Genomic DNA, 12,246 nt, shown 5'->3' with positions numbered 1-12,246 from the left:
ATGAGCTATTTGCGCAGCGATTTGTGGTGCAGCGCCTTCTTGCGGCGCCACAACGCGCTTGGCGCCATGTGCGTGGTGCGCAGGCGTGGCGATCCGATTGCCGGCCAGATCTTCATCGAGATCGATCACCTCGACGGCACGATGACGCTTTATACGCCGGCACCTGCCAGCCTTGATGAAGACTCGGCCGACCGGGTGTTCCAGCGCCGATTCTCACGCGAAAAGCCGCTGATCATCGAAGAGCGGATCCGGCGCGAGATCGATTTCGATCCGGATCTCTGGGTCATCGCGCTGGAAACGCGCGAGGACGAACCGGGCCTTGTGGTGCGGGGCGGCTAGCGGTCAGCTGGCCTGCCGAACACTGAGGCGCGACAGGGCACCAACAGCGCGCTCGATATTGCCCGACTGGCCGCTTGCAGCTGCGCGTCGTGGCTGGGCAAACGGCTTGTATTCTGGCTTCGACAGCTCCAGCAGGTTCACTTCGCCGCGCCAGGCGCTCATCAGGTAGGCCATCGAATCGGGCGACACTTCGGCAAACATCGTCGCGAAATCGGTGAGGGCGCGGGAGCGCTCGTCATCATGCGAGGTCGCGTGAATCAAAACCTTGAGTCCGTCATGCGCGCTGCAGCCAAAGGCGCGCAGGATAACGAAGAGGCCAGCGCCGGTGACGTCGTGCGCAATCTGACCGCAGCGCACTTCGTCGAGCCCGGTGATCTGGTGCAGCAGACGAGTGACTTCCGGACGGCGATTTTCGGCAAACAGCTTCATCAACGCGCGGGTGAGTTCGGCTTGCGCAACCGAGATCTGCTCGATCGTGCGCTTGATCGGCGCTTCGGGCGTCTGGCGCTGCGAAAAGGCGCGGATGACCTTCAGCCGATCGATATCGGAAAGATCGAAGAACGCGGGTGCGAGCAGGGCGCAATCAAAATCGTCGCGGGCCGCGAGGCGCTCCGCGACCAGATAATCCATCTGCGCCGCACGCGCGAGGGCGCTGAGGAACGGGCCGCGGGGCGCAACAGCTTCATTGCTGGCAAGGGCGCGATAGACCTTGCGTGAGTTAAGCTGAAACAGGCGCGCCAGAACACCCGGGCTGAGATCCTCCCGACGGGCGATGATAGCGGCCGAATTGACCTCCTTGCGTGCGGCAACCGCGAGCAGGGTCGATTCGCTGACGGCAGGGGCGGCCTCAAGAAACGAGGTGAGGTCATCGCCGATATTGGCGACGACAAGCTGTTCGAGTTCCGGCGTCAGGAAAGCCGCACGTCCGAGAATAGATGCCGCCTTTGCCCGAGCCTGCGTGTTCGCAACGGGAAACAGCCGCGTCGCCAGCGTCTCGAACTGCTCGACCTCCGAAGTGCTCGGCATGCCGCGCCGCGCGTAAGCATCGCAGGCGGCGACCAGCAGCGTGTTGGCTCTGTCTTCCCCACCATTTTCGATCAGCAGCTGGAATGTTTCATATGGCTGAAAACCGAGCATTTAGAGCACCATTGGTAACAAAGTGGACGCGAATCCCCGCGTAGCTGCAGTTTCGAGGATATTCGTTAGCAGAGCATTAACCTTGATGAACCCTTAATCGGCCATGCGCGGGGGCGTCGCGCTGAGTCGAGAAAAGGTCCCAATGGTGGGACTTCAACAAGTTGGAGGGCAGGTTGGGAAAACTTGTCACGTTACCCGTGCGGGGCCGCCCTGCGGGGCCGGCGCCATTTGCCGGAAGCGCCCAGATCCTGATGTTCACCGGGGTTCGCTACTGCCGGGACGAGCCGCCGCCGGCTGCACCCGGACGACCCCAGGCGTCGAAAAAGCGTCGACGCGGCTGAGCAGAGGCGAAGGCATTGATAAGGCGTGAGGCAGCGCAGCATTCCGCGCGCACCCGCAACAGCATAAACCTGGCGGCGAAGGCGCTGGCGACGGTCCTGTGCGTGACGCTGGCTGCATGCGTTGCGCGTCCTGTCGGCGATTTCGGCCGCGCCGCGCCGAGTTTCACCCACGATACCGCGATGCCGGCCGTGGGCCAGGTGATCGCGCGCAATCGCGAAGAGCCTGTCTCAACGCTCAATTTGACCGACATCGAACAGGAAATGCGCGATCGCACCTGGCGCTTCCTTGTGGCGTCGCATGCCGAAGACTGGTTCCAGGATGTGACGGTGGAGCTGCAGCGCACCCGGATTACGGCAATCGGCTCGAAGCGGCTCGGCGTCGACCGCTACTACAACTGGCTGCACAGCACGCGGTTCAGCTCGTCCGAAATTCGATACGCGGCGATGAAACGCCATGTGCTGGCCGATCTCGATACGCTGCCGGCAACTTTTGCAGCAATTTGCGCCGTCCGCGATATCGATCGCCAGCGCGCTCTTGCAGCCTCCGGCCTGCCGGTTGGAGCAGAGCATGTACGCGAGGCGAACGCCCGGATCAGCGAGAACGAGATGCGCATCGCCTGGTTCGCCAATGCGCTCGACTACCGCTACAGATCCTATGAGTATGCACTCGACTATCTGATCGTCGAAACTCCGCACGCCGCATCGGTGGCAGTCGATGTCGAATTGCAGCGCCTCGAGCATTATGTGGTCGTGGCCCGTTCGGACCAGTTCTGCTTCAATGGCGGGGCAGGGGCGGTGGCGGGCGCCGGAACGGCGGTCATTCGTTCCCGCTATGCAACACCGCCGCGAGAGGACTTCCGCAAGTGATCAGTCCTCGGTGCTGACCCCGCAATTGATCTGCGACAGCGCCTCTCTAAAGCGCGGGCGAACCGCCTCGTCATAAGGGGCAAGGCGAACCAGCATATAGAGTTCATTGGCGCTCGACTCGACGATGAGCAGCCCTTCCTCCACATCGAGTTCCTGCTGCGCGAGCTGGCGTGTCTGGGCGGCGTTGAACACTCCGACGTCGAGTGTCCGACCAATACCATCGCGATTGGTGGTAGCGTAGGTGACAATACCCTCGCGGTCGTAGATTGCGAGCGACCAGAACGCATCCGGCAGCGTGCCGCTCATATAGGCCGGGCCCTGGGAAAGATCGACGCGGCAGATGCCGTAGAGCAGGGCAGGGTCCAGCCCCAGAGGGTTGGCCGTACCGGTTTCGGGTGCTTCGAGGACGACGAGGCGGTTGTCCGCGTCGATCTGCGCGAGACGGCGCCACGACGTCTGCTCGGCAAGTGCGGGCAAGTTGAGGACGATCAGGATGTGGATGATGCCGCCAAGCATCAGACCACCCAGTAGCCAGAGCAGAAAGCGCTTCACGGGCAGGCTCCGCGCGTGATCGTCGGCATGCGGGTGGAACTGCCCGTATCCGTGAAAGAGGCAGTGTCATAAAGGCGAAGTTCGAGCGTAAACGGGCCGCTGCCGGAGAGCGCCAGCCAGTTGAGCGGCGACAGGCGCGTGCCGATATTGAGCTGAATCGATCCATCCGCGCCGCGTGCGAGATCGCTCGAGCGGATCACGGGCGGTGTGTCGGGCAGCGCAATGTTGCGGCCGTCTTCATCAACGGCGACCAGGGTCCAGAACGTGGCCAATGGCGTCGTGCCTTCAAGCCGGTAGCTGCAGGATCGCGTCAACGGCTCACCATCGCTGTCGGTGTCGGCGATGAACTGGAGGCCCTCGCTTTGTCCAAGCTGCAACTGGCCCAGCCGGGCAATATGAGCGCGCGTGTAGGGATTTGGATCGGGCGTGCCGATATCCGGCCAAGCCGTCCACGAACCCGATTGCAGCGTGCCGAAAAACCTGCCCTCGGTCAGGGCGTAATAGGACAGGCCAAAACCCACGAGAAGCGCTACGACCACCATCATGGCCAGATAGACGACGAACCGCACGCGCTACAGACTCTCGCTGGATGGCGAGCGCTCCTGGTCGAGGCGGGCCTGATCCGCCGGAGGCACGTTTGCCTGCAGCGCCGTGTCGAGACTTTCGGCTAGCTCGAGAAGCTTGCGTGCCGCCGCAGGAGTGAGCGATGGCGGCCTTTGTTCTTCAAGTTGCTCGATATCCGCATCGGCAATGATCGTTTGCTCAGGCTCGAAGTCGACGCCGAACACAGGCTCGATTTTCGCGTTGGAATGGGCATAGGCCATGAATTTCTGCCACGCCATTGCCGGCAGCGACCCGCCGGTGAGGTTGTTCGTCGGGCGGTAGTCATCATTGCCGAACCATACGGCGGCCACATAGTTGCCGGTGAAGCCGCAGAACCAGGCGTCGCGATAGGACGACGTGGTTCCGGTCTTGCCGACCGCCGGGACACCTTCAACAGCGGCACGACGGCCGGTGCCGCCGGTAACCACCGTGCGCATCATCATGTTGAGATCGGCGACGGTCTGCTCGCTGAGCAGGCGCTCGCCTGGCTGATCAACGGGCCGGTCATAGATGACGTCGCCGGCGAGCGTCGTTATCCGTGTCACGCCGTATGCCGGCGTCTTGAGGCCGTGATTTGCGAAAACGGCATAAGAGGACGCCATGTCGAGAACCGAGACCGACGCCACGCCAAGAGCCAGCGAGCGGGTGATCGGATAGTCGTTGCGGATGCCCATGCGGTGGCTCAGTTCCGCGATCGGTTCACGCCCGGTCTTGATAGACAAGGTCACCGGTACAGTGTTGATCGATGACGCGAACGCCGAGAGCAAGGTCGTGCTGCCGCGATAGTTGCGGCCATAGTTCTGCGGGCACCAGTCGCCAATACATACCGGCCGATCGGAGATTACATCCTGAGGCGTGAGGCCGAGCTGCTCGAAGGCGGTCGCATAAACAAATGGCTTGAAGGCAGAGCCGGGCTGCCGGGTCGACACAATCGCTCGATTGAACTGGCTGTTGCCGTAGTCGGTTCCGCCGACCATGGCGCGGATGGCGCCTTGTGTATCGGTCGCGACCATCGAACCCTGACCGACACGATACTGCTCGCCCTGCTCGCGCAGAACCGAATTGATCGAATCCTCGGCGTAACCCTGAAGCGTCGGGTCTATCGTGGTTCTGACGGTGAAGTTGTTTGCAGTGGTATCGAGACCGGCAACGATCTCCTTCACTTCGGTGAAGGCCCAATCGAGGAAATAATTCGGCGAGTTGAGCTCTGCCGTACGTTCGATCGCGCGCGCAGGATGGCGCCGGGCGGCGGTGACCTGCCCTTCCGTAAGGAAGCCTGCTTGAACCAGATTGGTGAGCACCACATTCGCACGTCCGCGCGCGGCAGCGAGGTCGACATGCGGGGCATAATTGGTCGGCGCCTTGAACAGGCCGGCGAGCATGGCCGCTTCGGACAGGTTTATGTCCTCGATATCCTTGCCGAAATAGTATTCGGCCGCCGCAACGACCCCGAAATTGCCGCCGCCCATATAAGCGCGATCGAGGTAGAGCTTGAGGATTTCGTCCTTGCTATAGTGCCATTCGAGCCAGACGGACAGGAACGCCTCGACGATCTTGCGCTCAAGCGTCCGTTCGGAACTGAGAAACAGGATCTTGGCGAGCTGCTGGGTGATGGAGGAGCCACCCTGAAGCGTCGTGTCGCCGGACGCATTGCTGGCGAGCGCGCGCAAGGTGCCGACGACATCGATACCAAAATGCTCGTAAAAGCGGCGATCCTCGGTCGCGAGCGCGGCCTTGACCAGGTAGTCCGGCAGATCCTCGAGCGCCACCGAATCGTCCGAGCGAATGCCACGACGTCCGATCTCATTGCCAAACCGGTCGAGAAAGATCACGGAATAGTCTTCGGCGCGGTTGAATTCTCCCGAGGAAATGACCTCGAAAGCTGGAATGGCGAGACCGAGCATCATCACGGCGCCAATGGCGCCGAAGGTCAGAGCGTCAGAGAATATTTCGACGAAGAAACGCTTGATGCCGCTGACGCGGAAAAACGAAAACGCGTCCTGAACCTTGGCGTAGCCACGCCCGAGAGACCGCCAGAATTCGTAAAGGGAGGAATCGAGCCAAGCGTCGGCTGCAAGCATGCCCGACGTTTTGTGCCGCTTCTCCTTGTGATAGAAGGGATCTTGCACTTTGGTCCTGACCGTTCGCCGCTGCCCGCCGCAGCGGTTAGCTACCAAACTTTAGTCGCCTTTTCAGCCGAAATCGGCGTCATCGCCGGATTATGATTACAGGGCGCGGCCGAACTGACCAATACGAGTCTTGCATGAACATGCCACTGGAGGCGCAACGCTTGCCATTCTGGGAAGAAAAATCGCTGAACGAGATGACCGATTCCGAGTGGGAGGCGCTGTGCGATGGCTGCGGCCGCTGCTGCCTGATCAAGCTCGAGGATGAGGACAGCGGTGAGATCATCACCTCGGATGTGCACTGCAGACTGCTCGACGGCGATCAGTGCACGTGCAGCGATTATCCCAATCGCCAGCAGAAGGTGCCGGATTGCATCAAGCTGACACCTCAAAACATCCTTGAGATCAAATGGATACCGCGAACCTGCGCATATCGCCGGTTGGCCGAGGGACGCGGGCTGCCATGGTGGCATCCATTGCTGACAGGCACCATGCAGACAGTCGAGGACGTCGGCGTTTCCGTTCGTGGGAAGACGTTCAACGAGACCGAGGTTGCTCCCGACGAGTGGGAGCGGCACGCCGTTGACTGGCCGGATTACGAGCCGCCGGATTCGCTCTAGTAGCAATTGCGGCCAGTAAAAAGTTTTCGTTAACCATAAAAGACGAGAGTGGCCCCCATTCAAAAGGGGGTAGGTGATGGTGCGTTCTCGCGTGACGACGCTGCTCGAACAGCTTCGAGCCAGTATCGACCGGCTGCGGCCGGTGGAGAGTGTCAGCGTAGATTACTGGCAAGCACAGCCGTCGACGGAGCCCGATACCGAGGGGCTCGCCCTGCCGGCGCCGCTCGCCGCCTCATTTCAGCAGGCATGGGTCAAGTCGCAGCGGAGAGGCCTGACGGTGAGTGTAATTGTCTTCGGCCTCCCAGAGGAGCAGGCGGACGAGAAAAGCCTCACTAACGCGATGCGGATTCTCGACGTGTGTCGCAATCACGAAACTACCCACTGCCATGAACTTGGCGGTGACCGGTTCGCGGTACTATTGGCCGACTATCCGCTCATGCTGGCCAGACATCTTGCCTCGCGCACGATTGACGCGGCCGCACAGGAGGGCCTGCATCTGTCGGCCGGGATTGCGACGGTCAATGCTATCGGCAGCCAGTCTGAGGACGTTGTGCGCGAGGCGATAGCAGCGCTCGAGCAGGCAATGCAGCCGACAACGCAGCCGGTCGTTTGCGCCGATCTGCGCTCACGCCAGAAACGGCTGCCGCTGGCGAGCTGAAACAGCCGGCTTTTCATTTGCGCCGACACTGCCTATGAGACGCGTCCGCTTGCACGCTGCCCCCGGGTAGCGCCAGGGCCTCCCCGGCCTTGCACACTTGAATTCGCGTCACTCAACGGGGCGCGCCGGCCAATGGGCAGCACGATGACGTCTTCATTCGGCATCGATTTCGGTACTTCGAACTCGACGGTTGCAGCGCTCGATGCAGCCGGCGAACCGCAACTGGTGGCGCTCGAGGGCGATCACGTCACGCTGCCAAGCGCTCTGTTCTTCGATTTCGAGAGCGACGAGGTGCGGTGCGGGCGCGACGCGATCGGGCACTATATGGCGGGCACTGAAGGCCGATTGATGCGGGCGCTAAAAAGCGTTCTTGGCAGCGCGCTTATGAAGGAGACGACACGCATCAAGGCGCGCCGCTACGCCTTTCCCGAGATCATTGGCCTCTTCATTGCGCAATTGCGCAGCCGGACCGAGGTGGCGTTGGGCGTGCCGTGCGAACAGGCGGTGGTGGGTCGCCCCGTGCGTTTCGTTGACGATGACGACGCTGCTGACGCCGAAGCGCAGGCGCAACTCGAACAGGCCTTCCGCGACCAGGGCTTCGCCCACGTGGAGTTTCAGTTCGAACCAATTGCCGCGGCGCTCGACTATGAACGGGGTGTCGAACGCGAGGAACTGGTGCTGGTCGCCGACCTCGGCGGCGGCACATCGGACTTTTCGGTGATCAGGGTGTCGCCGGACCGCCGCAGCAAGATCGACAGGGCTGCCGATATTCTCTCGACCGGCGGCGTTCATATTGGCGGGACGGATTTCGACCGGTTGCTGTCAATGGCAAGCGTGATGCCCGAACTCGGTCTTGGTACCGAAACGAAGGATGGCAAGCGTCATCTGCCAGTGGCGCCCTACTACAATCTGTCGACATGGCACCGGGTGAACCAGCTTTACACTGCGCAGGCGCAACGCGAATTGCGCGAAACCGCCCGCGAGGCAGAGGCGGCGGAGCGCGTGGCGTTGATGGTGGAACTGGTCGAGGATCGGCGCGGACATGCGCTGATCGGCGCTGTCGAGGACGCAAAGATTGCCCTGTCGCAAGCGCCAGAGGTGGCGTTCGCCTTCCCGGTGCGGGAGGATCTGCTGAGCGCTCGCATGAGCATCGAGGCGTTTGACGATGCTCTCGGCAAGGCGGTTGCAAAGCTCACCGGCACGGTTGCGGACGTGATCGCGAGCGCTGGCATATCGCGCGATACGATCGACGCGGTATTGCTGACGGGTGGCTCGACACAGGTGCCGACCGTGCTGGCCGGGCTGGAGGCGGCACTGCCGGGCGCAAAACTTGTCAGGACAGACGTGTTCGGCAGCGTCGGGCAAGGTCTGGCGCTGGAAGCGAGACGACGGTTCGGCCAGTCATGAACCGGTGATGAACGCCGGATTTGAAGCGGGTTCAGCCTGGAACGGCGATGATGGGCAAGAGTTAGCCGTTGTGGCCTTGTCGTTTCGTCATCAAGCCTAGGATTTGCCGAATGAAGTTTTCCCGACTTTTTGCCTCCGCTGGACTGGCTGCACTTGCTCTCGTGCCTGCCGCGCAGGCTGCGCCTGCCTCGCCCTTCGGAATGTGGCAGACCGTCGAGGGCGATGCCCGTTTCGACGTCAAGGCCTGTGATGGCACGGCAGACGAAATCTGCGCGACGCTTGTCTGGCTGAGAGACGATGCACATTCGCCCGAGAACCTTCAATTGATGAACCAGCTGGTGGTTTGGGACGCCAAACCGACAGCCGCAAATCGCTGGCGCGGTATGGTCAACTACAAGGGGCACGTGGTGAAGGGATCGCTGACAATGCTCGGCGTCAATTCGATGAAAGTCACCGGGTGCAAGTTCGTGCTGTGCGAGACCATGGAGTTCGAACGGCTCTAGGCCCACCCGCTTTCGAAACCGAAGCCTTGCAAAAGCCCGCTTCCGAACCGTGAAGCGGGCTTTTTTGCATCCGTGCCAACCGAATAGATGCTAGCGACGTTTGTACGGTACAGACCGGGGGCGTCACTTGAACAACTTTACCTTCCATTGGCTTCGTATTGTCCGGCAGATGTGGTTCTTGCCGGCGGCCTTCTCCCTGGTCGCGGCACTCGTCATACTGCTCGCCTTCGGCGTTGGCCGATGGCTGCCTGACGAACTGCCGTTCACGCTTTCGGTCGAGGCGGTCGCGGGGATTCTCTCGATCCTTGCATCGAGCCTTCTGACGGTCGCGGTGTTTGCGCTTTCGACGATCGTCAGCGCGCTTTCAGCGGTGACGCAAACCACGACGCCGCGTGCCGTGCCATTGATCGTCAGCGATCGGCGCGCACAGACATCGGTTTCGGTCTTTATCGGCGCGTTTCTGTTCTCGATCGTCGGCATTATCGGAGTCAATGCGGGGTTTTATAGCGGCGGCGGCCGTCTGGTTCTGTTTGTCGCCACGCTTGCTGTCGTCGTCATCGTCATAGCCGCCTTGATCCGCTGGATCGGACAGATTTCTGCGATCGGACGTGTGTCGCACACCATCGACCGCGTGGAGGAGGCAACGATCAACGCTTTTCACGCCATCGATACGCCCCGATATTTCGGCTGCATGCCGCGCACTGGTGACCCGCAAGGGGCGCCGGTTCTGACGGACAAGATCGGCTATGTGCAGTACTTCGATACAAACAAGCTGCAGGACGTTGCCGAGAAAGCCGGGCTGCACGTGCACATTCTTGCCCGGCCGGGAACGTATGTGGATCCGCAACGTCCGCTGATGATGATTGCCGGACAGCCGGATGAGGAATGTGAGCAGAGTTTGCGCGACGCGTTCATCATTGGCGGCAACCGAACCTTTGACCGCGATCCGCGCTACGGCCTGATCGTTCTCAACGAAATCGCCGGCCGCGCTCTGTCCCCCGCAGTCAATGATCCGGGCACCGCCATTGATGTGGTTGGCACGCTGGTCCGGGTGCTGATGGAGTGGGAAACCCACGAGAAAACCGAAGAGTTAAAATACCCGCGGCTGAGCGTCGAGCCGCTGACCCCGGCAGATCTGATGGAAGATGCGTTTCGCCCGATAGCGCGAGACGGCGCCGGCCATATCGAGGTGCTGCAGCGGCTGATGACAGGCCTCGAGACGCTGGCAACGTCCAACACCGAATTGTCCGAACCTGCGCGCAGAATGGCGCGAGACGCGGCGGCGCGGGCTCGTGCGGCGCTCAAGGCCGACTCCGATCGCGCCGCACTTGACCGGATGATGGGATTTGCCGAAACGGCGGACGATTGAAATATCCACGTTCTCCATGCGTGACGGGCGTCTGTTAGTGTTCAGGCATGGTCGGAAAATTGGGTCACGAAGACGTTGCTGCCGAGCATGACTGGGCGGCGATCAAGGCAGATTACCTTGAAGGACGTGTGCCCAGTAAGGTGCTGTTCGAGCGCTACGGAATAACCGAGGCGCAACTTCGATACCGGCGCGAACGCGAATGCTGGCCACTGCGGCCGCGCGGGTATCGGCCGGACACGATGGTAAGGCGGCTGTTCGTGCTTTTCGACCAACAGGTTCAGAACCTCGAGGATCACATGCAGCGCGAAAAACTAACCGGCAGTGACGACAAGCAAGTCGCTCTGCTGGGCACCATGGCAAAGACACTGGAGAAACTGCTCGATCTTGAAACGCGCCAGAAGCCGCAGGCTTCAGCAGCGACCAAGGCCGAAATCAAGGATCTCAGAGACAAGCTGGCGAAGCGCCTTGAACAGCTTCGCAAGGCCTAGCGCCGCCGGGCTCGTCGCGACGCTTTCGGATGAGGAGGTACGCCAGCTCTACTACTATTGGGAGGGATTTGCCCGTCCCGAGCAATTGCCGCCGAAGGGTAACTGGACGACCTGGCTGCTGATGGGTGGACGTGGCGCCGGCAAGACGCGGGCGGGTGCGGAGTGGATCAGAAGCCTTGCGGACGCAGGTACATCGCCCATCGCTCTAGTCGGCGAGACCATGACCGAGGCGATGGCTGTGATGGTGAAGGGCGAAAGCGGGATCATCCGCGTAACGCCGGAAGCCGAACGGCCAAGAATCTCGGGCAATGTTTTGCGCTGGCCGAACGGTGTCGTGGCGGAAGTGCTCTCGGCAACCGACCCTGAACGGTTTCGCGGTCCGCAATATGCCGCTGCATGGTGCGATGAAATCGGCAAATGGCCGGATGCCGAGGCGGCCTGGGACATGCTGCAGTTTGGTTTGCGGCTTGGAGACTGGCCGCGGCAACTGGCAACCACAACGCCGAGGCCCACCCGATTGATCAAGCGGCTGCTGACAGAGCCGGGAACGATTACCACACGCATGCCGACGGCGGACAATGCCGGCAACCTGGCGCCGGGATTTCTTGAAACAATCGTCGGGCGGTATCGCGGGTCGGTGCTCGGACGACAGGAACTAGACGGCGAACTGATTGAGGACGATCCGGGGGCACTGTGGCGGCGCGACATGTTTCAGCGTTGGCAGGGCGGAGACATTGATCGGATCGTCGTCGCCGTCGATCCGCCGGTGACGGGACATGCGCGTTCCGATGCCTGCGGAATCATTGTCGCCGGCCAGACGGGAGAACGTGCGGTGGTTCTCGAGGACGCAACGCTCAAGGCGGCATCGCCCCTGGCCTGGGCGCGTCGAGCAGTTGCCGCATTCGACAGCCACCGGGCCGATGTGCTGATCGCAGAGGTGAACCAGGGCGGTGACCTAGTGAAATCAGTCATTGCCCAAGTCGACGAGACCGTACCGGTCATTGCGGTGCGGGCCAAAAGGGGCAAATGGCTTCGCGCCGAACCGGTGGCAGCGCTCTACGGGCGCGGCCTCATTTCGCACGCGGCGGGCCTGACCGCGCTCGAGGACGAAATGTGCGCCCTCGGTATCGATAATCGCAGCAATGGACACTCGCCCGACCGCGTCGACGCGCTGGTCTGGGCGCTCAGTGAACTGCTGCTGTCCGGCGCGCAACCACGCCTACGCCGGATCTAGAT

At 61.7% G+C, this 12,246-nt stretch carries 13 protein-coding genes; 9 read left to right on the top strand and 4 right to left on the bottom strand.

Translation table 11 applies throughout. The features are described from left to right. Positions 1-339: a DUF1491 family protein gene (locus tag IE127_RS13230; RefSeq protein ID WP_189426204.1), complete on the top strand. Its 339-nt coding sequence runs from the start codon at positions 1-3 to the stop codon at positions 337-339. 3 nt (positions 340-342) lie between these two features. Here the strand turns inward: IE127_RS13230 and IE127_RS13225 are convergent, their stop codons facing one another. Next, positions 343-1,476 carry a DUF2336 domain-containing protein gene (locus IE127_RS13225; protein WP_189426203.1) on the bottom strand — a complete coding sequence of 378 codons (1,134 nt, stop codon included), beginning with the start codon at positions 1,474-1,476 and terminating at the stop codon, positions 343-345. Between the two features lie 356 nt (positions 1,477-1,832). Here IE127_RS13225 and IE127_RS13220 point away from each other — a divergent pair, with 356 nt between their 5' ends. Beyond that, entirely contained in the window at positions 1,833-2,684 is an 852-nt protein-coding gene (locus IE127_RS13220; protein WP_189426202.1) for a hypothetical protein, read from the top strand. On the opposite strand, the gene IE127_RS13215 is transcribed toward IE127_RS13220, so the two are convergent. From IE127_RS13215 to IE127_RS13205, 3 genes are read right to left on the bottom strand one after another with little or no spacing between them, the layout of a single operon-like run. After that, positions 2,685-3,236: a DUF1254 domain-containing protein gene (locus IE127_RS13215; protein ID WP_189426201.1), complete on the bottom strand. Its 552-nt coding sequence runs from the start codon at positions 3,234-3,236 to the stop codon at positions 2,685-2,687. Then, the gene (locus IE127_RS13210) at positions 3,233-3,805 is read right to left on the bottom strand and encodes a DUF1214 domain-containing protein (protein WP_189426200.1); all 573 of its coding nucleotides are present in this window, start codon (positions 3,803-3,805) and stop codon (positions 3,233-3,235) included. Before IE127_RS13210 ends, IE127_RS13215 begins: the two co-directional genes overlap by 4 nt. Before the next feature lie 3 nt (positions 3,806-3,808). After that, complete coding sequence (locus IE127_RS13205; RefSeq protein ID WP_244640187.1) at positions 3,809-5,920, bottom strand: transglycosylase domain-containing protein; 2,112 nt, start codon at positions 5,918-5,920, stop codon at positions 3,809-3,811. A 182-nt stretch (positions 5,921-6,102) separates the two neighbouring features. Between IE127_RS13205 and IE127_RS13200 the strand changes: the two genes are divergently transcribed. The 7 genes from IE127_RS13200 to IE127_RS13170 all read left to right on the top strand — a co-directional run bounded on the left by IE127_RS13200 (position 6,103) and on the right by IE127_RS13170 (position 12,244). Continuing rightward, positions 6,103-6,585, top strand: coding sequence for a YcgN family cysteine cluster protein (locus IE127_RS13200; RefSeq protein ID WP_244640185.1), 483 nt, complete (start codon positions 6,103-6,105; stop codon positions 6,583-6,585). A gap of 76 nt (positions 6,586-6,661) precedes the next feature. Continuing rightward, entirely contained in the window at positions 6,662-7,243 is a 582-nt protein-coding gene (locus IE127_RS13195; protein ID WP_189426198.1) for a nucleotidyl cyclase domain-containing protein, read from the top strand. Positions 7,244-7,387: 144 nt separating this feature from the next. Continuing rightward, positions 7,388-8,650, top strand: a complete 1,263-nt coding sequence (locus IE127_RS13190; protein ID WP_189426197.1) for an Hsp70 family protein — start codon at positions 7,388-7,390, stop codon at positions 8,648-8,650. Positions 8,651-8,760: 110 nt separating this feature from the next. Continuing rightward, positions 8,761-9,153 carry a DUF2147 domain-containing protein gene (locus tag IE127_RS13185; protein ID WP_189426196.1) on the top strand — a complete coding sequence of 131 codons (393 nt, stop codon included), beginning with the start codon at positions 8,761-8,763 and terminating at the stop codon, positions 9,151-9,153. A 127-nt stretch (positions 9,154-9,280) separates the two neighbouring features. Beyond that, positions 9,281-10,522: a DUF2254 domain-containing protein gene (locus IE127_RS13180; protein ID WP_189426195.1), complete on the top strand. Its 1,242-nt coding sequence runs from the start codon at positions 9,281-9,283 to the stop codon at positions 10,520-10,522. 47 nt (positions 10,523-10,569) lie between these two features. Then, entirely contained in the window at positions 10,570-11,010 is a 441-nt protein-coding gene (locus IE127_RS13175; protein ID WP_189426194.1) for a hypothetical protein, read from the top strand. After that, positions 10,988-12,244 carry a DNA-packaging protein gene (locus IE127_RS13170; protein WP_189426193.1) on the top strand — a complete coding sequence of 419 codons (1,257 nt, stop codon included), beginning with the start codon at positions 10,988-10,990 and terminating at the stop codon, positions 12,242-12,244. Before IE127_RS13175 ends, IE127_RS13170 begins: the two co-directional genes overlap by 23 nt. The last annotated feature ends 2 nt before the right edge of the window (positions 12,245-12,246 follow it).

It is taken from the genome of Devosia pacifica (assembly GCF_014652635.1).
GTDB lineage: Bacteria > Pseudomonadota > Alphaproteobacteria > Rhizobiales > Devosiaceae > Devosia > Devosia pacifica.
The sequence above is the reverse complement of the archived record's forward strand: the minus strand, read 5'-3'. Positions and strand labels throughout refer to the sequence as shown.